This is a genomic window from Neobacillus driksii, from assembly GCF_013409995.1.
Taxonomy (GTDB): Bacteria; Bacillota; Bacilli; order Bacillales; family Cytobacillaceae; genus Neobacillus; species Neobacillus driksii.
The window spans coordinates 634232-659016 of sequence record NZ_JACCBX010000001.1; the positions used below are offsets into that span (position 1 = coordinate 634232).

At 32.1% G+C, this 24785-nt stretch carries 24 protein-coding genes, 1 pseudogene and 1 riboswitch; of the genes and pseudogenes, 20 read left to right on the forward strand and 5 right to left on the reverse strand.

What is annotated here, in order from left to right; genetic code table 11:
• The first annotated feature begins 8 nt into the window (after window positions 1–8).
• From F4694_RS02905 to F4694_RS02930, 6 genes are all read left to right on the forward strand, one after another.
• Window positions 9–1037, forward strand: a complete 1029-nt coding sequence (locus tag F4694_RS02905; RefSeq protein WP_179595388.1) for a glycosyltransferase — start codon at window positions 9–11, stop codon at window positions 1035–1037.
• A 20-nt stretch (window positions 1038–1057) separates the two neighbouring features.
• The gene (locus tag F4694_RS02910; protein ID WP_218895488.1) at window positions 1058–2140 is read left to right on the forward strand and encodes an EpsG family protein; all 1083 of its coding nucleotides are present in this window, start codon (window positions 1058–1060) and stop codon (window positions 2138–2140) included.
• A gap of 29 nt (window positions 2141–2169) precedes the next feature.
• Complete coding sequence (locus tag F4694_RS02915; protein ID WP_179595390.1) at window positions 2170–3309, forward strand: polysaccharide pyruvyl transferase family protein; 1140 nt, start codon at window positions 2170–2172, stop codon at window positions 3307–3309.
• A 38-nt stretch (window positions 3310–3347) separates the two neighbouring features.
• Complete coding sequence (locus tag F4694_RS02920) at window positions 3348–4421, forward strand: glycosyltransferase (RefSeq protein WP_179595391.1); 1074 nt, start codon at window positions 3348–3350, stop codon at window positions 4419–4421.
• Window positions 4422–4506: 85 nt separating this feature from the next.
• Window positions 4507–6069, forward strand: a complete 1563-nt coding sequence (locus F4694_RS02925) for a lipopolysaccharide biosynthesis protein (protein WP_179595392.1) — start codon at window positions 4507–4509, stop codon at window positions 6067–6069.
• 71 nt (window positions 6070–6140) lie between these two features.
• Complete coding sequence (locus F4694_RS02930) at window positions 6141–7253, forward strand: acyltransferase family protein (RefSeq protein ID WP_179595393.1); 1113 nt, start codon at window positions 6141–6143, stop codon at window positions 7251–7253.
• Window positions 7254–7694: 441 nt separating this feature from the next.
• Here the strand turns inward: F4694_RS02930 and F4694_RS31975 are convergent.
• Window positions 7695–7963: pseudogene (locus F4694_RS31975) on the reverse strand (IS5/IS1182 family transposase); the annotation flags it as partial.
• 1353 nt (window positions 7964–9316) lie between these two features.
• On the opposite strand from F4694_RS31975, the gene F4694_RS02935 reads away from it, so the two are divergent.
• The 3 genes from F4694_RS02935 (at window position 9317) to F4694_RS02945 (ending at window position 11939) form a co-directional block, all read left to right on the forward strand.
• Window positions 9317–11311, forward strand: coding sequence for a right-handed parallel beta-helix repeat-containing protein (locus F4694_RS02935; RefSeq protein ID WP_179595394.1), 1995 nt, complete (start codon window positions 9317–9319; stop codon window positions 11309–11311).
• Between the two features lie 273 nt (window positions 11312–11584).
• Window positions 11585–11746, forward strand: coding sequence for a phage holin family protein (locus tag F4694_RS02940; protein ID WP_308806255.1), 162 nt, complete (start codon window positions 11585–11587; stop codon window positions 11744–11746).
• A gap of 1 nt (window position 11747) precedes the next feature.
• On the forward strand, window positions 11748–11939 hold the full coding sequence (locus F4694_RS02945) for a hypothetical protein (RefSeq protein ID WP_179595395.1): 192 nt from the start codon (window positions 11748–11750) through the stop codon (window positions 11937–11939).
• 142 nt (window positions 11940–12081) lie between these two features.
• Here F4694_RS02945 and F4694_RS02950 read toward each other — a convergent pair whose 3' ends face one another.
• On the reverse strand, window positions 12082–12525 hold the full coding sequence (locus F4694_RS02950) for a VanZ family protein (RefSeq protein WP_179595396.1): 444 nt from the start codon (window positions 12523–12525) through the stop codon (window positions 12082–12084).
• A gap of 411 nt (window positions 12526–12936) precedes the next feature.
• On the opposite strand from F4694_RS02950, the gene F4694_RS02955 reads away from it, so the two are divergent.
• The 6 genes from F4694_RS02955 to F4694_RS02980 all read left to right on the forward strand — a co-directional run bounded on the left by F4694_RS02955 (window position 12937) and on the right by F4694_RS02980 (window position 17829).
• Window positions 12937–13122 carry a hypothetical protein gene (locus tag F4694_RS02955; protein WP_179595397.1) on the forward strand — a complete coding sequence of 62 codons (186 nt, stop codon included), beginning with the start codon at window positions 12937–12939 and terminating at the stop codon, window positions 13120–13122.
• Between the two features lie 51 nt (window positions 13123–13173).
• Complete coding sequence (locus tag F4694_RS02960; protein ID WP_179595398.1) at window positions 13174–13956, forward strand: hypothetical protein; 783 nt, start codon at window positions 13174–13176, stop codon at window positions 13954–13956.
• Complete coding sequence (locus F4694_RS32890) at window positions 13956–14222, forward strand: PqqD family protein (protein WP_179595399.1); 267 nt, start codon at window positions 13956–13958, stop codon at window positions 14220–14222. Before F4694_RS02960 ends, F4694_RS32890 begins: the two co-directional genes overlap by 1 nt.
• Window positions 14223–14322: 100 nt before the next feature.
• Complete coding sequence (locus tag F4694_RS02970; protein ID WP_257029086.1) at window positions 14323–16110, forward strand: ABC transporter ATP-binding protein; 1788 nt, start codon at window positions 14323–14325, stop codon at window positions 16108–16110.
• Between the two features lie 32 nt (window positions 16111–16142).
• Window positions 16143–17186, forward strand: coding sequence for a nucleotidyltransferase family protein (locus F4694_RS02975; RefSeq protein WP_179595401.1), 1044 nt, complete (start codon window positions 16143–16145; stop codon window positions 17184–17186).
• A 187-nt stretch (window positions 17187–17373) separates the two neighbouring features.
• A complete protein-coding gene (locus F4694_RS02980) occupies window positions 17374–17829 on the forward strand; it encodes a signal peptidase I (RefSeq protein ID WP_179595402.1) in 456 nt (151 codons plus the stop codon).
• Between the two features lie 602 nt (window positions 17830–18431).
• On the opposite strand, the gene F4694_RS02985 is transcribed toward F4694_RS02980, so the two are convergent.
• Together F4694_RS02985 and F4694_RS02990 are read right to left on the reverse strand one after the other, a co-directional pair.
• Window positions 18432–19136, reverse strand: a complete 705-nt coding sequence (locus F4694_RS02985; protein ID WP_179595403.1) for a DUF421 domain-containing protein — start codon at window positions 19134–19136, stop codon at window positions 18432–18434.
• A 26-nt stretch (window positions 19137–19162) separates the two neighbouring features.
• Window positions 19163–20221, reverse strand: coding sequence for a lactonase family protein (locus F4694_RS02990; RefSeq protein ID WP_179595404.1), 1059 nt, complete (start codon window positions 20219–20221; stop codon window positions 19163–19165).
• Window positions 20222–20707: 486 nt separating this feature from the next.
• A riboswitch (cyclic di-GMP riboswitch) is annotated at window positions 20708–20791 on the forward strand.
• A 29-nt stretch (window positions 20792–20820) separates the two neighbouring features.
• Between F4694_RS02990 and F4694_RS02995 the strand changes: the two genes are divergently transcribed.
• From F4694_RS02995 to F4694_RS03005, 3 genes are all read left to right on the forward strand, one after another.
• A complete protein-coding gene (locus tag F4694_RS02995) occupies window positions 20821–20949 on the forward strand; it encodes an anti-repressor SinI family protein (RefSeq protein ID WP_179595405.1) in 129 nt (42 codons plus the stop codon).
• A gap of 189 nt (window positions 20950–21138) precedes the next feature.
• Window positions 21139–21861, forward strand: a complete 723-nt coding sequence (locus F4694_RS03000) for a DsbA family protein (protein ID WP_179595406.1) — start codon at window positions 21139–21141, stop codon at window positions 21859–21861.
• Window positions 21854–22261, forward strand: a complete 408-nt coding sequence (locus F4694_RS03005; RefSeq protein ID WP_179595407.1) for a disulfide oxidoreductase — start codon at window positions 21854–21856, stop codon at window positions 22259–22261. The genes F4694_RS03000 and F4694_RS03005 overlap by 8 nt, the downstream gene beginning before the upstream one ends.
• A 39-nt stretch (window positions 22262–22300) precedes the next feature.
• Here the strand turns inward: F4694_RS03005 and F4694_RS03010 are convergent, their stop codons facing one another.
• Complete coding sequence (locus tag F4694_RS03010) at window positions 22301–22747, reverse strand: Dps family protein (RefSeq protein WP_179595408.1); 447 nt, start codon at window positions 22745–22747, stop codon at window positions 22301–22303.
• A 359-nt stretch (window positions 22748–23106) separates the two neighbouring features.
• On the opposite strand from F4694_RS03010, the gene F4694_RS03015 reads away from it, so the two are divergent.
• Together F4694_RS03015 and F4694_RS03020 are read left to right on the forward strand one after the other, a co-directional pair.
• Window positions 23107–23700 (forward strand): cell wall hydrolase, encoded by a 594-nt coding sequence (locus F4694_RS03015; protein WP_179595409.1) that lies wholly within the window; start codon window positions 23107–23109, stop codon window positions 23698–23700.
• Window positions 23701–23859: 159 nt separating this feature from the next.
• Window positions 23860–24717 (forward strand): MBL fold metallo-hydrolase, encoded by an 858-nt coding sequence (locus F4694_RS03020; protein ID WP_179595410.1) that lies wholly within the window; start codon window positions 23860–23862, stop codon window positions 24715–24717.
• Window positions 24718–24785: the final 68 nt, after the last annotated feature.

Genomic DNA, 24785 nt, shown 5'->3' on the forward strand with positions numbered 1-24785 from the left:
GGGAGACTATGTCTTTAATTAGCATAGTTGTACCTGTTTACAATGTTGAGCAATACATAAAACGTTGTATAGATAGCTTAATACACCAGACATACAAAGATATTGAAATATTACTTGTAAATGATGGTTCAACGGATAGATCTGGGATTATTTGTGAGGATTACGCACAAAAAGATAAAAGAATTAAAATTATTCATAAAGTAAATGGTGGATTAACTTCTGCAAGATTAGCTGGTTTTAAAGTGGCAAGAGGTGAATATATAGCATTCGTTGACTCTGATGACTGGGTCAGTAGGGATATGTATAAGAGATTATATAATAAAATTATCGAAGATGCAGCAGATATATGTATGTGTTCATATTCAACTGTAGTGGATAATGTAAAGTATGCAAAGTCTATTCCGGTTAAACCTGGAGTTTACAAGACTGACCAAATAAGGGAAGATATTTTAGTGAAAATGGCAGGAAGAAAAAATTGGGTTGAGGAGGATTATCTTACTGGTTTTATCACATTGAAATTATATAAAAAAACATTGATAAAGGAAGATTGGTTTTTTTCTGAAAGAGAGTTTTTTGCGGAGGATATCCTTTTTAATCTTCATGCTATTTCTACAGCAAAGTGTGTTACTGTAATTAATGAAAATTTATATTACTATTTCTATAATTCAGCTTCTTTGTCAAATGTGTATCGAAACAAAAAATGGGATCAACTGTTAAAACTAAATAGGTATTGTCGTCAATTCTTTCAAGCCCAGGGACTATTTGATACTGCAAAATTAAGATTAGATAACGCCCTGATAGGTGCTGTGCTCGGTTCAATTGACAACGAAGCTAAAAAAAATAATACTAAATCATTTTTTCGAAAGATTGAGGAAATTTCACGGATCATTAAAACTCCCGGTGTTATAGATGCTGTTAATATGCAGTTATCAGATGATAACTTTAAAAGACGTATATACTTTATTTTAATTCGTGCCAAATTAAGTGGACTATTGTTGATTTTAAGCACTTTACGGATGAAACGTATTGGGGGGTAAGTTTAATTGAAATATAGTGGGTGATTGATGTGACGATACTACTACCAATGTTGTTATTATCTTACTACTGTGGATTAATAGCTGAAATACAAGCAGTTCCCAATGGTAGTTTGATAACGAAGAAAAGCATTAATAAGGCATTTGCAGTATTATCTTTTTTTGTTGTTACTTTTGTGGCAGCATTCAGAAATAACTTTGTAGATACAGGTGTTTATAAGGCACAATATATAAAAATTAATAATTGGGAGTATTTTATAAATTATAAAGATAAAGGTTTTGCTGTATTAATGTGGGTATTAAATTTGATGTCAAGCCATCCCCAGACTTTAATAATTATAACAGCAGTCATAATAAACATTTTAATTTTCAGGACATTGTACAAATATTGTGTTCAATTTGAAATGGGAATATTTCTATTTATAACAACTGGTTGTTTTGCATTATCAATGAATGGAATAAGGCAGTTTTTAGCTGCCTCAGTAATATTTGCAGCCACTTATCTAATCCTTAATGCTAAGTTTAAACAATACTTTTTGGTGGTATTACTAGCCGCATCATTACATTCATCAGCGCTGATTATGATTCCGGTTTATTTTATAGTTAGGAGAAAAGCATGGAGTTGGTCAACATTCTTGATTATTGTAATTTCAATTGCTGGATATTTAGGCTTTAATACATTGTTACCATTAGTATCTGGAGCATTGGGAGAAAGTCGATTTGAAAGTAATCTTAATTATTTTAACCAAGGAAATGGTGTTAATATTATCCGTATTTTGGTTCAAGCCGTACCCGTAATATTAGCATATATTGTAAGGGATAGGTTAAAGGTATATTGGGATAAATCAGATATAATTGTTAATTTTTCTATGCTGAATTTAATCGTAATGATATTTGCTTCTTATAGTTGGATAATTGCAAGAATATGTTTTTACTTCCAAATATATAATATTTTACTAATACCATGGATTATTCATTCAGGTTTTGATAAAAAAGCAAGGCGCTTTTTATATTACTTATGTTTTGTATTATTTACTTTTTATTTCTATTACGAAATGGTATATATGTTTAAAAACGATTTTCAGTTAATTTTCAGATTAAGCTAAATAAAAATCTTATTAAAAGGAGAAATAATATGAAGTCAGTGGGTTTAATAAATTTTCATGGTGCACATAATTATGGTTCTGCTTTACAGGCTTATGCTTTAAGGAGGGTAGTTGGAAATTTGGGTTTTAAAGCGGAGACAATAAACTTCCGTTCACATCAACAAAAAAGCATGTATAAAATATTCTTAAAGAGTAACCGACTTTCAGTAATCCCGAAGAACTTGATTAAGCTTATTTTCTATAGAGAGCTTAAGAAGAAAGGTAAAAGATTTGAACAGTTTATGGTTGAAAAGTTAAATATAGGACCAGTTGAATATAATAGCACAGATCAACTCAAAAAAAATCCCCCTCAATATGATTATTACATTTGTGGAAGTGATCAGGTATGGAATATGAACTGTCCAGACTATGAAGACGCTTATTTTCTAACATTTGTACCTGAAGGGAAGAAAAAAATAGCCTATGGTCCAAGTTTTGGTACTACATATTTTAATCAAACAATCATAAACAAACTAAAAGATTTTATTGTAAAGATTGATAGATTATCTGTTCGTGAAGAACAAGGTGCACACTTTATAAAAGATTTAGTTAATGAAAAAGCAGAAATTGTGTTAGATCCAACATTGCTTTTATCTGCTAATGATTGGTCCGAAATCGCCATTGAGCCAAATATTAAAAGGCCATATATTTTATGTTATTTTTTAGAGAATAACATGGGAGATAAAAGATATCTAGAATATCTTAAGACCAAAACGGGCTATGATGTTGTAATCTTAAATGATTATATAAGAGATATATTAAAAGGTTATACTACTCGGTTTAGTACTGGACCACAGGAGTTTATTGGCCTTTTTAAAAATGCTTCTTTAATTTACACAAATTCTTTTCATGGAACTGTTTTTGCAAATATTTTTGAAAAGCCATTTTTTGTAGCAGTTGGAAATACTGATAATAAAACAGTAAACAATACTGATTCAAGGAAAATTGATTTTTTAAAAACAATCGGACTCTTATCTCGAATACTATATGATAAATGTCCAAAAGAAGAAGAGATTTTAACTTTGGATTTTACGGAATCAAGAAAAAAAATATTAGAGTTACGTGAGACTTCAATTAATTATCTCAGTAAATCTTTAGATATCAATAGTAATAGGAAAAGAGTATGTTAAATTTACTCTTTTCTTATTTTATTTAAAGGAGATATTATATGCCAAAAGTAAGTGTTATTGTTCCAATCTACAAAGTCGAAAAATATTTAAAAAGATGTATTGAGAGTATAATTAATCAATCTCTAGAGGACATAGAAATAATTTTAGTTGATGATGGATCTCCTGATGACAGTGGAAATATTGCAGATGAGTATGCACAAATAGATAAAAGAATAATCGTTATTCATAAGGAGAATGGTGGGATTGCCTCGGCTAGAAAAGCAGCTTTGGATGTAGCTGCTGGTGACTACATAGCATGTGTAGATTCTGATGATTGGATTCATAAAGATATGTGCAAGGTTTTATATAAAGAAGCGGTTAAAAACAATTCTGATATCGTAATGTGCAATTATATCCGTGTAGATGATAATGGGAAAATTGTAGGCCCAAAACAAAAGGAAATCGAAAATCTAAATATCTCAATAGACCATATAGGAATAAAAGAATTTTTTAGAAAGTATTTTTATACAGGAATTTGGGGACATAATGTTTGGAATCGTTTATATAAGACTTCAGTCATAAGAAACAACCAAATTAACTATGATAGTGAGGAAAGGTGGGGGGAGGACGTACTATTTAATTTATATTTTTTGTGTTTTACAAAAAAAATTACTATTATTAATCAATCCCTCTACTATTATTTTGTTAGACCAGGGTCATTAGAGAGAACACCATCTAAAATTAGACATATCCAATTATTAAGGCTCACAAATAAGCATTACAGTTTTGTTTCGAAAAAAAGATTAAATGATCACTATAAAGATGAGATTTTTATTTGTATTTTACTTACCTACCTTTTTAACGGGTTACAGTTATCTTATAAATCCGGGATGGAAATAAAAGAAATAGCAAACTTTTATAAAGGATTAAGAAGTGATGCTTATTTCATGAAAGTATTTAAGGATATCGGTTTTATCAAGGGGAATTCTATATTTATAAGAGCATCCAATATGAAATTTATCTCAAGTATTAAGTTTAAATTAATTAGTATTTTTTTTACATTAGGGTGTTATAACCTTGTGGCTAAGCTAACAATAATGAATGCAGGTAAGAAATATAATATTAATGTTTAGCCTTTAAGAGAATAATATCTTTTTTGTTATATAAAAAATAAAATATAAAGTATTATGAAGATTTTGTAGATAAATGGAGATAATTATGAATAATGAAAGTAGAATAAAAAACTCGATAAGAAATATTGGAACAGGGGTTGCATTCCAGTTTATTAGTCTTATTTTAAGCTTTGTTAGTAGATCTTTTTTTATTAATTCTCTTGGATTAATTTATCTAGGGATAAATGGATTATTTAGTAATATTTTATTAATGTTATCTTTGGCTGAATTGGGGATAGGAAGTGCAATTATTTATTCTCTATATAAACCAGTTGCAGAGAATAATACTTCTGAAATCTCTGCATTAATAAATTTGTATGCAAAAGTTTATAGAATAATTGCTACTTTTGTAGCTTTTATTGGTATAAGTATTATTCCTTTTTTAGATTCTATTATTAAAGAGAATACAAATATTCCTTACCTGACTATAATTTACCTATTGTTTTTGCTTGATTCGGTATTTTCATACTTATTTTCATATAAACGGTCAATTATAATTGCTGATCAAAAAGAATATGTTATCACTATTTACCAAAATACTTTTTCTATTTTAAAAACACTATTACAGATTCTTATTTTAATTGTTTTTAAAAGTTATATTTTATTTTTAATTATACAAACATTATATACAATAATTAACAACTTAGTTATTTCTATAAAAGTAGATAGATTATATCCATTTTTAAAGTATGGTAAGAACGAAAAAGTTTCAAATGAAGTGAAAAAAAGTATTTATACAAATATGGCATCTATCTTTACTTTTAAATTTTTTGGAGTTGTTCTTCATGGTTCAGATAATATAATTATTTCATCTTTTGTTGGTATTACATGGGTGGGAATAATTGCAAATTTTAATTTAATTATAGGTGCAATTGATATGGTTGTAACACAAATATTTAATTCATTAACTGCTAGTATAGGAAATTTAAATGCTAAAGAGGATAATTCTAAAAGTTTTTTTGTATTCTCTACTTTAAATATTGCAAACTTTTGGTTATTTGGCTTTTGTAGTATTTGCTTGTGGATTTTATGTAATCCTTTTGTATCATTATGGTTAGGAACTAACTATAAAATTTCATATGGAATTTTGTTAGTTTTAATAATTAATTTCTATATGAGAGGAATGCAAAATGCTGTTTATCTATTTAGAACCACTATGGGAATCTTTAAGCAGTTATTATATATTCCAATAATTGCTGCCATAATAAATATAATATTATCCATAATTCTTGTTCAATATCTAGGAGTATTGGGAGTATTCCTTGGAACAGCAATTTCAAGATTGCTAACTTTTACTATTTTCGAACCATATTTTCTATTTAAGCATGGATACAAACGATCCGTTTTGCCTTTTTATTTAAAATATGTATCCTTTTTTCTTTTGCTTGTAGCGACTGGTTGGTTGACTAAAATTATCTGTAATCTGTTTCTAAATGAGACGTGGAGTGGATTTTTTATTTCTATTATAATTTGTATTTTGTTACCTAATATTATTTTTACAGTTTTGTTCTTTAGGACAAAAGAATTTAAATACTGTTACTCCATTATAAAAAATTTCCTTTCCAGACTATTCTATAAAAATAAATTGAAAGTGAAACTTAATAATTAACATGATTTTGTTGTGTGATTTAAGATTCAATCATGTTTAAAACATAATAAAAGGTAGAAGGGGTAATTTCAGTGTTAAAACCATTAACTTCATTTAGATTTTTTGCTGCATTAGCAGTTTTTTTTTCGCACCTTAGTTACTTTAAAGAATACAATTATTTGGAATGGTTATATGTACATATCTTTTATGAAGGATCCATGGGTGTATCTTTTTTCTTTATTTTATCGGGATTTATCTTAACATATAATTATCATGATAAGTTTAACCCACTTAATAAATATAACACTTCAAAATTCTTAATCTCAAGATTCGCAAGGATATACCCCGTACACATTCTTACATTTATTTTATCATTACCCCTTTTATATAAAGCCTTTTTGGAAAGTACATTAATAACATTGGCAAAAGCAATACCGAATCTTATGCTTTTACACAGTTTTTTTCCAATAAGAGAGGTTTACTTTTCTTTTAATGGCGTTTCTTGGAGTCTATCAAATGAAATATTCTTCTATCTTTGCATGCCTATAATAATTTATTTTTACAATAAGTTTAATTTAAATGGTTTAAAACCTCTTATATATATAGTCATTTTATTGTTAGTAGCAACCACATTCGCTATTGGTTTTAGTGATAGCTTAATTAAGGGGTGGTTATTATATATATTTCCATTATTTAGAATGATTGAATTTATAATTGGAACATTAATTGCTATTCTTTTTATAAAACAGCCTATAAATTGGAATAAATATCAGAAGTATTTTACTCTATTTGAAATCTCTTCATTATTAAGTCTTTTAATTGGAATGTACATTAATAATTTTGTCCCTACTACTTTCCACTACGGTTTATACTATATACCTTTTATGAGCTTAATTATATATATTTTTGCTTATCAAATGGGAAGAATATCAAAATTAATTTCTAATAGATTATTCATTTACTTAGGAGAAATAAGTTTTTCATTCTATATGTTGCATCAATTGGTAATTAGGTATTCTTCTTACATACCAGGGATTAAGTCATCACCAATTATATTAGCTATTTTCTCTTTTATCATTTCCTTATTTGGGAGTGTGATAATTTATTCATTATATGAGGTGCCTTTAAGGAATAAAATTAAGAATTGGTATTATGTAATATTTCCGAAAAAAAGAATTATAGAGCATCGAAAAGTTGCTCGATAGGGAAATTTTTATAATATAAGGATGTTAATAAAGATGAATGGCTTATAACATCTATTCCACGGATGTTTATAATATAAGTATTTTTACTCTATTATAATTAGATTAAAAAATATAAATTAGAAGTGGCAAATAATTGCTTCTGATTTGTAGACAAAATAAAATCCGAAAGTCTCTATTTTTGTGCTTTCTGTACCGTGAATTTAAAGAAGATAGCCAATAGTATGGATTAAACCAGAAATGGTATAAAAATGGTACTAGTGTCCCTTTTCCTTTAACCCACAATATGGACAGTATATATAATAAAAGTAACTATACTGCTAAAAGATGACCTCGGTATTGTACGAGGGCACTGAAAAACTTTCCCTTTTACTATGATTTATGTGTTATCTCAAAAAGAATAGGCAACTTCTTGTATGATTTTTGGCAAGGAGTTGCCTATTTCTATTTTCCTACCTTCTTTTTTTCTTTTAAAAGCGTAATGATTCGCTTCAAATTGAACAGAAATATGGTTTTTGCACCTTGTATTTCCCTTCCAAACGGACCCGAAGTTGATGCTGTATCATACCCGTGGCCATGTTTTAATTCGCTATTTTTTGCTTCAATTTTTTATATCGTGAACGTCCGAGTTCTTTAAACTCTTCACTGTTTTGGAATGCTTCCTGTTCCTTATGTTCGGTGGATTTAATCGAAACAGAATAAGTTTTACTTTGCTCATAATCAACTTAACCCTTAAAATGACCAAAGAATGATTCCATAGGAGCATTATCCCAACAATATCACTTACGGGATATAGGTTGCATTATATCCAGGTTCTTAACTTTATCTTGAAAGAGGGGATGAGTATAATGGTGCCCTTGATCTGAATGAGGATTGCACCATCATGGAAAGGATTCTCCATGGCCTCTTTGAGTCTTCCTAATTCGTTATAAACAATAACAATCTCTAATGAAGTGGATAAAAAATGGGATAACTGCTAGACTATTATCAACAGTTTCTGCCAGATTAGATAAGAGAACGATATCCAACCATTGAAATAGGAGGAAGTACTGTTCGAGCTTATGTAAGTGAAATAATAGACATCTTTCAAATACCAAATGTGACTCATACTAGTCCTCACGAGACTGTAGAGGAATTACCATGGGGTCCAACAGGGCACAAGTAGATTGGGGCGAAATCACCGTAAAAAACTCAATGAACAAAGAAGTTAAATTATATTTAATAACCTTGTCCTCGCTCATTCACGTTATAAGTATGTTAAATGGTTAGCCGTCCTTTTACTACCAGATAAATAAATAATAAGGTATTAAAAAAAGCTAATACGTGGACAGGATATATTTTAGCTAATCTTGCAATATAAAAGGAACTAAAATTCCACTTGTTAAGACTATGAAATCGATCCTAATAATTGTAAGTTATGATGAAACCAGAAAGAGTAAAGAAAAAAGAAACTCCTATGTATCCTAATGGATAATAACTAAACCCAAATGCCACAAGAATACCAGAAAAGCAGCAAAAAAACGAAACGATGTTAGTGTATTAATCATAAATTTCCTCCGACTATATTAATTTGAAAATTAAAACACAAAAAATATAGCCTGAATTTCAACTTTATCCCCATGCAGGACTATAATTTCCATAGGGACCTCCTATCTTTTTATTTCATTAAATCACCGTTGGTGTTCTATATCAAGGATCTTTCTTTTTGCCCAACACGCCTTTCTAACATAAAAAGAGGATTGGTGGACAGACCTCAGGAATAAAAACAATTACCAGTCTACAAAAGAGATTACAAATGAGTGTGGTGTTTCGCGGTCATTGATTACTATTTATCTGAATAAATTTGAAATCGCTATAAAAGTAAGCAATCCAGATGCCGGCTATAAAGATAGAGAATGGCTCTAGTAATTTATGAAATAAATGAAGCTTCTACCTAATGGTATGGATTTTTTTTAGAAGATGCCAATATTAAATCTAACCCATTTTTGAATACACTAAACGTTTAACAGTTTCCGTTATTGGCTTAACAGCATATACCCTTACTAGGACTAATAGGAGGGGACTATATGACTTACGTGATACAATTAGCAAATTGGGGTATTCATAACGATGGGACACACCCAAAAGAAACAACTAATGGAATAAATAACGCATTAATTTGGGCTGCTAATGAAGGATTTAATACGGTTGTTATTCCGAATGGGACATACCTCATTTATGGAATAGGTACCAATCCAAATGTTATATGCAAAAATGGTATTCATGTTCCAAGTAATATGCATTTAAAATTAAGTGGAAACACAGTTTTAAAGATAGAACCTAACGGAGGTTTTACTTATTCTGTTATCTCTGTGGGAAATAAAGAAAATGTTAAAATTAGTGGAGGCAAAATCGCAGGAGATAGGAACAACCATGTTTATTACCTTACTCAAAACATGGAGAGTGGAGGCATCGACAATAACGGTAAACCCATTGCAGATAGTACAAAAATAAGAACGGTTGGGTACTTTGATCAAGCTAGTCAGTCAGATAAATTTCCCGTTCCAAGATACTACGCTGAAAAGTCAGGCATTACTACAACAACCTTTGATGCATTTTATTATGATATTAATAATGTTTATTTAGGCAAACAAACATCCCTTGCCTTTAATACTGGTATATTATCAGGTTATCCAGCAGGTACCAAGAAAATAAAAATCGTTGTTAATCAACCTGATCCAACTCATGCATCCATAAAAATTAAAAATGGACTTTGGATGGAAGATGATTTCGGTTATGGTATTGACATAAAATACAGTAAAAATGTGAGAATTGACAATGTGGAGTTATATGATTTAACTGGTGACGGTTTGTATGTAGGAGTAGATGGAGTTACAAACGGTAATCCTCCATCGGATAATGTTGTTGTGAATAATTGTAAAATTTACAATTGCAGAAGGCAAGGGATCTCAGCTGTTGGTGTTATTAATAGTATTATTAAAAAATGCGAAATATATGGAACTAATGGAGTGTCACCTCAATACGGAATTGATGTTGAATCAGCTAAAAATGAAAATGTCACCATAGCAGAATGCTATGTGCATGATAATGTCGGAGGTGGAATTCATTTTTATAGTGGAAACCACACAACATGTTTCAATAACAGAGTGGAAAATAATAATTTATCTGTAGGTTATACCGATTATTGCAAAATACAAAATAATACATTAATATCTTCAAGCATTGTACCAATATGGTTAACAGATGGTGGAGACCCAATTGACTTGATTATTCAAGGTAATGTTGTAATCGATGGCAATATATCAATACCTAATATCACTAGACCTTCCTTAATAGGGAATAAAATAATTAGAGGTCAAATATCGTTTTCCGGTACAAGGCAAGGGTATTCAGCCAACAATGATATAGTGGCAGATACAGCAAGTATTGATTACGGGTTTAAAATTTTTAATAATGCTGTGGTTCATTCTGTTGGAGACAATATAATAGGTGAGTTTACAAATGCTTCCGTATATAGCACCGGAAATTCAACTAGTACCGTGGTATTTGATAATTTATCGATAAAATCACACAGGCAAGCAATAAAAACCTCTGGGAATGAAACTATATTTAATAATCTTTTCGTTGATAAAGAATTTGTTATTAACACTAATACAGATGAAGCGTCACTGGTCGGTAGAGTTCTATTTAATGGTGGTGTAATAAAGAACTTAACAAAAACCTGGAAGGCAATTGGCTCAACAACGAATGTGAGATATACCAATGTGAAAATCATCACGTCAATAAATGTAATTTATCTATGGGGTTCAAATGCTAAGATGGATGTAATGGATAACATTATTGAAATACCTGAAAACCATACAAGTGATATAATTAGACTAGACGCGGCATCAAGTGGATTGTTAATTGGGAATAAATTAATTAAAAAGGCCGGTACTACAGGGAAGGGGATTGTTACTGCCAATTCGAGTGCGTTGAGTAAAATTTGGAACAATTATCTTATAGGTTGTACTATCAACAACAAGACAACAGACGATGTACGAAATAATATAGTATTCTGACTCAGAATGTTACGTTTGATTCCTTAAAAAATTGATTAGGAATTTAGTAAGAGAGGGCTGTGCATCAATCCGCTTTTAATGTCACAATTGATCCCAATTTTGATGTAAAAACTAAAAATTATAACTTATAGGGAGCTGATTTTAGCTCTCTTTTTATTTGGAAGCTAGATGAACGGATGGGAAGTGTTTTATAAAACGGGTGCAACAGTTACTGGTGCTTTTGTATGTTGGGCATCTTGAGGGGAGTGTCTTGCTACAGACATTACTTGCCTTGTGATTATCGATTACGTCAGCGGATTGCTTGCTAGTGGGGTAGAAGGCAAGTTAAGCAGCAAAGTCGGAATTAAAGGACTGCACAAATTAAAAAAACACTTGTCAACATTCCAAAATACACATACACTTCCAGTTGGGACAAAGCAGTGCAGGAGGTATTAAGGTGATGTTAGCAGTAGCCGAGATTAAATATATCAGACATGAAGTTAACATAATCAGATGTAGTAAAAAGGACTGGAAGAGATCCAAGAACGATAAAGAAGTATGCAGAAATGGAGGATTTCAACCAAAAGCCAAAGAAAAAGCAAACAAGGGTAGCTCCGGTATTAGGACCTGTAAAGGCAATCCTGGATGAATAGATTAAGGAGGATAGAAACCATCTTCTCCGATGTCATTTGATCCGTAGTTGGTTATAACATGCATATCATATCCAAAGAGGCTTCTTCGAATTGTACCATGAATTCCTTTTAGATCCGATGCCGCTTCTCTACCTCTTGCTATGTTGACAAAGGCTCGTACAATTCTATTTGCCAAAGCCCAATTATAATTTTTTTTGCTGTTTTTTGATAGTAGTTATAAAGAACTAAAAGTGAAAATGCTGCGAATGAGTCTAAGAGTACATCATTAAAAGACCCTGACCTTTCTGGAACTAAAGATTGATGGTATTCATCCCCAAGTGCATAAGTTGTTGTTATTACCCATGACAGCGCAATGTGTTTCCTTTTAAGAACTAGAAAAATTAAAATTGCTAACAATCCAAAAATACATATGTGAGCACCTTTACGAATAATTGTATTAAGCAATTCAGCTTGATTATATTCTAGTCGAAGAATGTTTTGCAGAAGGGATAAGGTGTTTTCACCACTAAAAAAACTTAATGAAGTAAATCCAAAAATAATCGTACACCAGATTAATGTAAATGTGATAGAATTATCATTCACTTTTTTATACCCAGTAGTTCAAAAATTTTATCCATTTCAAAACCCCTTAAAAATAATTTATAATAAAACGTTCTCTAATGGGAAATTAAATTCCTTCTTTATTTAAAATGTTTAATCAATAAAGTTTTGCAGTTTCTTAAGAAAAACGTGCTCAGTTTCAATATAGTCTTTCTGATTCAAGTGTAAATCTTCATAATGAGTCTAGTTAACCGTATTAATAAAATTAATGTTTTAAGTTTCACTTAATAATTATGGATATTTAATTATTAGTCATTTATTGTCGAAAATTTGTTCTTTAAAAAGAACGTATTGTTATTTATAATTAACTTATTGGTCGATGTTCACTAATGATTTTTGAATTATTACTCTGTATATCGACTCAAATTATAGTAAAGGTTGGAGATTATTGTTATGAAAAAAATAAGTTATGTTAGTCCGAAGATTTTGAGCCATAGTCCAATACGATTTGAAACTTCTCAAAGCTGGAATAAAGGGAGAGGGCCAATTTCTGGAGATCCAGGTAAGAGTGATGGAGATAAATATCCACATGATCCGTTTGAACCAAAAAAACCGCAGCCACCTAAAAAAGGAAAATAAATTATAAATAAAAAATATTAAAATAACTACCGTAAAACGAGGGAGTTAACCATGGTTACACTATACAAGAAAATTGGCACCCATAGTATTGAATTTAATATTGACCAACATCAAATTGTTGAATTTATTGAAAATAGTTTCTTTGATTTACATGATAAGAAGAGCAAAACCGATTTAAATATAAAAATCGCACTTGGTTATGGTACACCATTTGTAGATTACAAAGTAAATATCTCAGAAGAAAATGGTAAAGTAATCTTTAAACGCTCCGATTACTTAATTCAAGCAGAACACAGTTACAGTTCAGTGAACATTTTTGTGAATAATGAACTGGCATTGAAACATGCACTTATGAATCTTTATAGTGCATACATTGTTTACCATAATTGGGGGTTACTAATTCATTCTTCTTGTGCTATTCAGGATGGTGAAGCACATATTTTTGCCGGTGAGTCGGGTGCAGGTAAATCTACTGTGGCAAGGCTATCTCAGCCTCGAGAGCTTCTTTCTGATGAAGCTACACTCGTTAAAATTACCCCTGATAAAATAACCATTATTAATTCTCCATTTAGGAGTGAATTAACTGAAATTGGCTCATCAGAAATTGCACCTCTGAAAAGCATCCAAATTTTACATCAGTCAATTATAAATAAACGAGATACATTGAAAAAAGCAGATGCTTTGGTTGACTTAATTGATAAAGTATTTTACTGGGCTCATACACCTGAGGAGACAAAAAATATAATAGGTTTGATGAGGCTATTAGTTGAAAGAGTTCCAACTTACAACCTTTATTTTAAAAAAGATGAGACATTCTGGGAGTTGATTTCATAATGGTTGAATATATACGAAAGAGTACTTTTGAAACTGTCCACTTCGATGGGGAAGTAATAATTCTTAATACTGACAATTACACTTTAACAAAGTTAAATGAAACAGGTGGATTTTGCTGGTCTTTACTTAATGAATCACAGTCAGTAGAGTCTTTACGTGAATCAATCTTTCGACACTTTGAGACAGAAAATAATAATGTACAAGGAGATATAGAAGTCTTTCTTGAGGGTTTATTGGAGTGTGATTTGATTAAAGTTATAGATTGACCTAGAAATTCTTTTAAAAAAATCATTATAAGTAGAGAAAGCTACATTTAAATTTTTTATATTTGGAGTGTCTCCTATGTTGGTACAACTAAAGCAAAAAATGAACTGGTTAAAAAAGCAATATTTTAATATTAACGATATTAAAAAGACCTTTAAGTTCTTAAAACCGTTCATTTTAAAACAATGGAAGGCATATGTCATCCTTTTAACTTTATTAGGTTTTGATATATTTTTTACCATTACTTACGCTTGGTTCTTCGGGAATCTTACGGACGCAGCGATTCATGGGAGTTTCAGCCGGCTAAAAGAATTGATACCAATTGGTATTTTCCTTACTTTATTGAGTATTATATCTAATTATTGTGAAATTTACTTTGAAACGATTGCTTGCAACGGTTTGAAAAATCATTTGAAAGAATATTTGTTTGAACATATTCTTCGGATGCCTGCAGGTGAGACTTCTAATATTAGATCAGGGGACTTAATTTCTTATTTTAATAGTGATATTCATCACATAAATGGAGTGGTAGGTAGTAGTCTTATTAGCTTGATAAAACTTCCGCTTATTTACATTTCAGTCTTAATATATTTACTTCAAATTAATTGGTTGCTTTGTATCATAAGTGTCATAATTGCTCCCTTAGCAATTGGGGGAGGCACCTTTTTTGGTTTCCTTCTTAAAAAAAATGGTAGAAATCTAAATCAGCTTTATGTTGAGATTAATAGTACATTAAGTGAGGCATTTCATGGTTTTCAGGTTATTCGCTCATTTACGTTAGAAAAGAATATTTTTAGAGAATTCAAAATTAAAAATCAGAAATATTATAAACTCGAACTTGAAAATGCTAAGCTCCAGGGCTGGTATTATTCTGGAGGATACATAGTAAATTCAGTAGCATTTTTATTTAATCTTTGTTTAGGTGCTTACTTTGTAACTAAAGGTAGCCTTACAGTGGGGGCCCTTTTGATATTTACTAACCTTGCTGGTCATCTGGTGTACCCTATGATGGGGCTTGCTGGACAGTGGGCAGGTTTTCAGAGATCTGTTACCGCAATTGAAAGATTAATTGATCTTCTTCAAAAACCTACAGCTTCCAATGATTTAGCTTCTTATACTCCTTCTTTATCAAATGTTAATTCTATTCAATTTCAAGATATTACTTTCAGTTATGATGAACACAAAAAAATATTTGAGAATTTTGACCTTGATATTCCTACTGGAAAAATTGTTGCGATCGTTGGCCCAAGTGGTGCTGGTAAAACAACACTCTTCAATCTTCTACAACAATTTTATAAACCACAATTCGGTAGGGTATTAATTAACGGAATTCCAACTGATGAACTTACTCTGTCTGAGTTAAGAAGTAGTATTGCGCATGTACCACAAGAAACGTTTCTATTTGTTGGTTCAATTAAGGAAAATTTATTAATTGCTCGACCAGGTATTACAGAAACAGAAATGTTTAATGCAGCAAAAAATGCAAATATTCATGAATTTATAAAATCTTTACCGAATGGTTATGACACTGAAATAGGTGAAAGAGGAATAAAATTGTCAGGGGGGCAAAAGCAGCGAATAGCAATTGCTCGAGCTATTTTAAAAAATGCTCCTATTCTGCTACTTGATGAGGCAACATCAGCGCTTGACTCTCAAACTGAGTTCAGAGTTAAGGAAGCTTTGGAAAAATTGATAATTGGTAGAACAACACTAGTAATTGCACATAGACTATCAACTATTCAAAATGCAGACATGATAATTGTAATGAATGATGGAAAAATTGAACAGATAGGGAAACATGAGACCCTAATTATACAAAATGGTTTGTACCAAAAACTTCATGGGACATGGGTCCAAGAAGAAAAATCTAACGCACAATCTCTTGTATAGGGGTAAATATATATATATAAGGAGTTATTCTCTTGAGCAGTAGATTAATTAGTGCAATTTATGATCCTTTTACATCATTACCAACAGAGGAAAATTTCTACAAAGAAGTACTTGCCGAACATGATTTTATTTCTGTTGCTCCACAAGTTTATCATTTATTAAATCAGCAGGGAAAGTTGGATCGAACGCCTTTATTTTTCCAAAATCAATTAAAGGAAAGGTTTAACAAGGCTTTCTATCAGAACCTCTTCATTAAAAATCAGACTAAAATGATTCTGGAGAAATTTGAGGAGTTAGAAATTAATGTTATTCCTTTGAAGGGGGTATTTTTTTCGGAAAAGTATTTTGGTCATTTAGGGGCTAGGGCAACCACGGACATAGATTTACTAATCCATTTCGATGATATTCAAAAAGTGAGAGAAGTAGTTAAATCCTTGGGGTTTATCGTTGAGGAAAAAATGATTCGTAATCATTTTCATTGTAGTTTCAGTAAAGATATTCCTAGTTCTCCAGTTCCTTTAGTTGTGGAATTGCATTGGAATCTATTAAAAGAAAACACAGCTAATTTTGACATTAGAGAGGTTTGGAATAATTCTAACTCAATTAATAACTCAAAATATATCAAGGAGCTTTCCAAGTACCATACTTTTTATTTTATGTGTCTTCATAGTTGGAGGCATAATTTCAATTCAATGAGGTATTATTTAGACATTGTTCAGTTGATCCATTCACTTTGTGAGGAAATTGACTACTTCAGATTAATTAATGATGGAGTCCAACATAAAACATCAAAAAGAATTATTAGAACGATATCTCTCGTTTACGAAGAGTTTCAACATTTGGATAGGATAAAGAAATTTGAATTGAAAAGGAAATTCATTGTTAAGAAAAGTGATTTGAAGGGTATTCGTAAATACGTTGATGTTATTGATTACCAATTCTTAAGTTACGATTCTGTTAAACATGGTTATAGAGAATTCTTGGTCTGGTTTAAAAATGAATGTTCAGTTGCAATCCACCATAAAATAAAAAATAAAGTTAGTTGGTTAAGACGTACCCGACCTTTTGGAAGTTGATTTAAAATAGTTAAGGACATAAAAATAGATTGAAAATGCTCAGTTTGAATTCTAGATTCACTAACAATCTAGACTTAATTGGGGTAAGAGAAGAACCCATGATGTAATTAGGTCACAATAAATTGAAATTATTAGTAAAGAAAATGTTGGTTAAAACAGTTGAGATTTAAGAAATGTGGGTTAATTCATGATATTCGATAAAAGTATTATTGATTTGTTCAAAAATATTGTCCGTAAGGATGGGTTCATTGAACTTCCCTCCGTAGGATACAGTATGTTTCCTTTCATTCGAAAGGGTGATATTTGTCGGTTTGTACCATGTGATCCTCAAACATTAAAGAAGGGTGATGTTGTTCTATTCCACTCGGAATCAGGGCAGCTGATTGCACATCGTTTTTCTCATTCAAATATATTGGAAAACAGGAGATATTATTTCTTCAAAGGGGATACCAATTTAGGTTTTGATCAACCTGTAATGGATTACCATATTATAGGTAAACTAACAAGTATTCAGAGACTGAATAAGGGATTTAGTATTGAGAATCCCTTTTTCAAAAGATGGGGGAAACTTATGCTTGTAATGCCATTGATTTCAGGAATCCTTAGAAGATATTTGATTTGGCGAAGGCTGTTTCACTTTTAATTCTTTCTTTCACGGTGATTACTACTTTTTAATATTAGGTGATACACTCCCCATTTATTCCCCATATCTTGAAACGTTTCCTAAAATCGATCCTTCCATTTATCCTAAGAGGGGATCAGAGTTTATTTCGAGTATTATAACAGTTTAGGACAAGTAGACCCGCTTACCCTCCATGCTGGAACTCCTGTTGAACAGGGAGAAAAATGGGTAGTAACTCAATGGATGCGCCTGCGAGAAAGGGAGTGAAACTTAATCAACCCCCCTATTAAATAGGATATGATTCCTTTTAGTAGACAGTAAGAAACTATACTAATGTTCATTTGTTTGGTGATCTGTGAAAAAAATAAAAGGAACGTATAGGAGTCCTGAGATGGGTCAAAAGCTAAAAAATTTTCTAAGGGTGGTAAAATGGGTAAATTTAAGAGGTGGCTGAGGAGAGAGTAATACTTGTCTCTTATTTGAACTAGACGATATTCAACATTGAAATATACATATCGTTATACAAGAAAAGGATTTCAGGACTAGTAAAGGTGATTTTTTAGAATGATTCTTAATTAAAATAATAGCCCACGTAAGGAATTAGTTCCCTTACGTGGGCTAATTTATTTATATAGGAAAACTTTTAGATTCATTTTAAGATCAATCGTAGCAAGTAAGACATTGTTAACATCCGTATGATGTTGGCTTTTTATGTTAGTAATTAGCCAATCCTCATTCTTATCGATCTGATTTAATTCCTGAACATTAATCCTGCCTTCTTTTATAATCGTTCTCGGTAGGTCAAATGGTTCTACTTTTAGGTTGTAGATTGCAGGTGTGATTGGCTCGTACTTTGGCTCTAAGAAAATAGAGATTTTTCCGTTTGATTCCCATAAAGCTAACGCTACTTTACTAATATCCTCAATTTTTTCTACTCTTAACTCAGCTAATAAATGGTGAATCGTAATTTTTGCCTTTTTTAAGCCTTTATACATGATTTCACCATTTTTTATAAGAGGAAATGGCGGTGGGTCTAGGAGCTTCTCAATAAAGGTAAACTTTAAAGTAATCCATAAACCTCCAGTGTATAAAACAACCAATACAATGGTAGTAATCATCGAACCCTTCATTCCAAGTTTTTCATCTGATAACGGATGGGCGATAATATTTCCTAGAACCAATGCCATGACGAAATCAATCAATCGAAGTTGTGAAATTGCACGCTGTCCCATAAGTTTGGCAACAATCAGCAAAAATAAAAATCCAACTACAGCTCTTAGAATCCACTGTATTGTAGTCAATGTTTCCTGGCTATGAAAGAAATCCATCGTAATTCATCCTTAGATAGTAAGTTCTAATTACTTAAAAACTTAACACAAACAGGGTGTGGTACCGTAATATCAGATTGTAAGAGGGTCAATCTTCCGGTGTCTTCATCTCTTGAATATAAAACGATATTACTTGATTCTTGATTAGAAGCAACAATGAACCGTTCAGAAGGGTCAATCTCAAAATCCCTTGGCCAATCCCCCTCTGTTGAGGTGTGTTCCACAAAGCTTAATTCACCGGACTCTTGATTGATTTGGAACAGGGCAATACTGTTATGACCACGGTTACCAGCATAAACAAAACGACCGTCCGCAGAAATATGTATAGCACTACCTTGGTTATTTTCTGTAAAATCTTCCGGCAGAGTAGAAATAAATTGTATTTCCGTAAAATGGCCGTTTTCTGGGTGATAGTGTAAGGCGATTACCTCAGAGCTAAACTCGGTCATGATATAAGCAAATTTTCCATTAGGATGGAACGCAAGGTGTCTAGGACCGCTGCCAGCCTTTATTGGCAGAAGACTTACTTTTTCAAGTGTGCCATTGTCATTAACTTTATAGGTAATTAGGGCATCAGTTCCTAGTTCAACAACGGCTAAATATTTTTCATCCGGTGTTACTCCTGCATAATGGGTATGCGCTTTTTCCTGTCTTGGGTCAGGACCTGATCCCTCATGTTTAAAAATCGAAACAGCAGGCTGTACGGAGCCGTCCTCTTGATTTAGGAAAGCGGATTCTACTGTTCCTTTATGGTAATTAGCACTAAAAACATAGTTGTTTTTAGAGTCAACACTTACATGACAAGGTGATGCACCTTCAGAGAATTGACTGTTTATTACTGTTAACTCACCGTTATCGTTAATTGAAAAAGCTGCTAATCCTCCAGTGTCGCCTTCTTTTACAACGGAATATAGGTAGCGATTATCTGAGCTAATTGTTAGATATGTAGGGTTTTCTAGCTTAGCTGCAACTTTAACGTCTACTATGGTCCTATTATCCGTGTCTAGTGTGAAAGAATAAATACCTTCGCTATCACCTTTGGTGTATGTTCCAATATAGCCTGTGTAATGTTTATTTTCGGTCATCATTTAAACTCCTTTAATGAAATATCATCATTTTATTTTATCAAACTACCCACAGAATTATTAACCAAATAAAACATGCTCTTGAGAGTATATGTTTTATGAATACATTAAAAGACAAAAATATACAAGTAATAAGTATCGCTAGTCTATTTCGACTTTAATCATCTTATCTATCTCCGACCTTCTCCCTACTATTTGTTATCTCTGTTTCCTACTTATTCAAAAAAATTCTTTATAAAGAACTAAATTTTAATATAATATTCTTATTAATAGGAACCTTAACATAAGTGAAAATAACTATATTTTTGTATAATTTAACATTTGCTTGTTCTCAATCCTAAATTGACTTTATTATTTTTCTTTTGTTTAAAAATATATATAAGTTATAGGGAAAAATTGTAATTTTTTGTCGTAATTTTTAGAATTATTTATGTTCGATATAAAGAATAGATGTGGTACTATTTTCTTATGAACTTTATAACTTTAATTAGATAAAGACAACCCTTTCCAAAAAGTTGGGCGCAAAGCTTCAGGTCTAAAGTTCTAAACGATGATAGCTAAGCTGCCTAAAATAAATATTGTAGGAGGACACCAGTACAATGTTACCCACTCTATTAGATGAAAAAGAAGTAGATAAGGAATGGCTAGAACTCATCTTAGAAGCTCGAAATTTAGGGATTACTGTTGATGAAATTAAGGATTTCCTAAAAGACCCATCGAATACATAACATTAAAAAAGATATGCTTCTAAAAAAATGTCCATTAAAAATGGGCTTTTTTTCGTTAACAGGATAATCTAATAATATGCGTTATGTTCAATAGGCATTTTTATTTTCATTATAGGATAAGTTTAGTAAAATTTAATCTAACATTACTGTTTGGAAGTTAAAACTATCACATAAATAAGGAGTTTGATTATGGCTCAAGGAAAAAAAGGTACGAAAAAAGGCACGACAAAACCGCCTTCTTCATCATCTAAATTTGTTTTTTGGATTATAGGATTGATTGCAATCGCTATTATTGGATTCATTTTTCTCGCCAACAACGAGAAATCTGATGATAGCGCAAAAGAAGAGATTGATTATTCCAATCAGCCTTTTTTAGGCGAAGAATCAGCACCTGTTTCCATTGTAGAATTTGGCGATTATAAGTGCCCGAATTGTAAAAACTTTGCGGAAAATGTTGTACCGCAAGTAGTAAAAGAATTTGTTGATACAGGCAAAGCTAAATTTTATTATTTCCATTATCCATTTATTAATGTTGATTCAGATCGTACAGCCAAATTTTCAGAGGCGGTTTATCATGAGTTAGGCAACGAAAAATTTTGGGAGTTTCATGAACTTATTTTCGATAAGCAGCCGGAAGATACACGATATGAAACGATTGATGTTTTTACCGAAGAATTTTTAACCGAAACATTAGGAGAAATGGCTAGTGAGGAAGAGGTTAAGAAGGTAGTTGCTTATTTTGATACAAAAGCTCCAGAAGAGGCTTGGAAAAGTGATGAGGATCTTGGGGGAAAATTAGGAGTTACTGGAACCCCAACCATTTTTGTTAATGGTAAGCGATTTGATGGACAGACGATGGATGATTTAAATGAATTAGTAGAGGAAGCGGCAAAGGAGAAAGGGAATGAATAAACCTTTACTGCTTGCATGGGTTGCTGCACTTATTGCAACCATTGGGAGTTTGTATTTCAGTGAAGTTCTCCACTATATTCCCTGTACGCTTTGTTGGTATCAGCGAATTTTTATGTATCCATTAGCGATCATTCTAGGGATAGCATTTTACCGAAATGATAACGATATTGTGAAATACACATTACCATTGTCGATTATTGGAATGCTCATTTCAGGCTATCATACGGCTCTGCAAAAGATTCCTTATTTGCAGCAATTTGAAATGTGTAAAAGTGGTGTGCCTTGCTCAAAAGATTATATTAACTGGCTTGGTTTTATCACTATTCCAATCTTGGCGTTTACAGCTTTCACGATTATTACTATCTGCTTAGTTTTCATTGCACGAAACCAAAAGAAATAAGACTCAGCTTTTGCTGAGTCTTGTTTAATTTCCGGTATTTTAGATTGATTTGCCAAGGAATGCTGTTAACATCCATACATGTTTTTCTAAACCAGAATGAATAGCAAGGAGCATATCACCTGTTGTTTCATCGTCTTTTTCTTCAGCAATGCTCATACCTTCTTTTAATTCCCCTATAATAATCGAAAAATCATTGATTATGGTTTGAACCATTTCTTCAGCAGTCTCGCTGCCTTGTGCTTCTTGAATCGATGAAAGTTCAAGACATTCTCTCATCGTCGCAACTGGATTTCCACCGATTGCAAGTAATCGTTCTGCTAATTCATCGACATGCAATCCTGCTTCGTTATAGAATTCTTCAAATTTAGCGTGCAGGGTGAAAAACTGACCACCCTTCACATACCAATGGTAATTATGTAACTTGATATACAACACAGACCAGTTTGCAATTTGTTTGTTAAGTATGTTCACTAACTGACTTTCCATTTATATAACCCTCCAACGTTTTGTCTTCTATTATATTATTACCAAAGATTGAGGGAGAAACTTGTGTAAAATTGAGGGATATTTTGTCAATTTAGTGAAGATTTTCCTTGTTACAATGATATTTCATGAAATAGGCCTGAAATAGTTTGTAATAATATTTCCTTAAGATTCCATTAGTGGAATTTACGTGGGAATGATTGTAAGTTGGTTGATTATTCCATTTAGTAGATAAATGCTTTCATAGCAGGAGCTACTTATCCTATTTTTATACTGGTTTTTTTTGGTTAATGAATAACTATGTTACAACTGATAGCCTTAGTAGTAGAGCAAACAACGAGAATACTAGGAGGCTATAAAACATGAATAAACTAAAAAAACTTGTTATTGCAGCGGGATTAATTTTTTCAATGTCAGCATTTACAGGTGTTACTAAGTCGGAGGCGGCTACAACTCACAAAATTCAATATGGTGAAACATACTGGAAAATAGCAAAAGGATTTGGTATTCCAGTTAATAGCTTAATGAGCGCAAACAATAGTAAACCACTTATTGCAGGACAATATATGACTCTGCCAAACTCACCAATTTCAGCGGCGGATGAAGAATTAATGGCAAAATTAGTTCGAGCAGAAGCAGTGGGTGAGCCATATGCCGGAAAGGTAGCTGTTGCAACTGTTATTCTTAACCGAGTGAAAAGTCCAGACTTCCCTAACACCGTTCGTGGAGTCATTTATCAAATTGCCAATGGACACTATGCATTTACACCTGTTGCAAATGGCCAAATCAATCAGCCAGCTGACGCAGAGTCCAAAAGAGCGGTTAATGAAGCAATCGCTTTGATGGGTAAAGGAAATGGTTCTTTATTTTTCTATAATCCAAAAACAGCAGTAAGCGATTGGATTTTTTCACGTGAAGTCACCGTAACAATCGGAAATCATCGTTTCGCTCGGTAATTTTGGGACGCTTGGATATATATCCAGGCGTTTTTTCTTATGTAAATGGTATTTGACCAATTGATTCTTTTTAAAATAAGCCTTCATCATAGGATAGTGGCTATAAGAGCAAAATAGCTTTGTCAGCCAAATAACAAAAATGATGAAGGAGGTTTAAGAATGGATCAAGAATTGTCTTATGGCAGTGATTACAAATTTATACCGGCAACTTCAATAGGAAGCGGTATTGGTATAGAGGTCCTGCCCGATTTATACAGCCATACCATTCAAATTGTAAATATTTGTGTAGTTGGAAATCCAGCAACGAAAAATTTTGTTTTAGTTGACGCAGGGATGCCTGAATCAGCTAACGAAATAATATCTGTAACGGAAGAACGTTTCGGTGCTAATAGTCGTCCCCAAGCGATTATATTAACACATGGTCATTTTGACCACGTGGGAGCTATTATTGAATTAGTCAAACATTGGGATGTTCCTGTATATGCACATGAGTTAGAGTTACCTTTCCTGACTGGAAAAATGAGTTACCCAGAGCCAGATCCTACTGTAGAAGGTGGTTTGGTTGCTAAAATGTCCCCGATGTTCCCAAATGAACCAATTAATTTAGGAAGTCATATACGAACGCTACCTTCTGATGGAAGTGTTCCGCATTTATCAGGTTTTCGCTGGATACATACACCTGGGCATTCTCCTGGACATGTGGCACTATTTAGAGAAGAAGATCGGTCTCTAATAGCAGGAGATGCATTTGTTACCGTTAAACAGGATTCACTCTATAAGGTACTGACACAAGAAATGGAAGTAAATGGGCCGCCAAGGTACCTTACAACAGATTGGCAGGCTGCTTGGGATTCCGTTAGAAAGTTGGCGGCCTTACAACCCAATGTTGCTGTAACTGGTCATGGAATGCCGCTGTCAGGTGAAATGCTGGCAAATGGTCTCAAAAAGTTAGTAAGTGAGTTTGACCAAGTTGCCATTCCAGACTACGGTAAATATGTAAACAAAAATAGACATTAAGTAACTATTTTCTCTAATTTGGTTGAGTCGAAAAAGGCAATGGACTCGTTAAAGTTCATTGCCTTTTT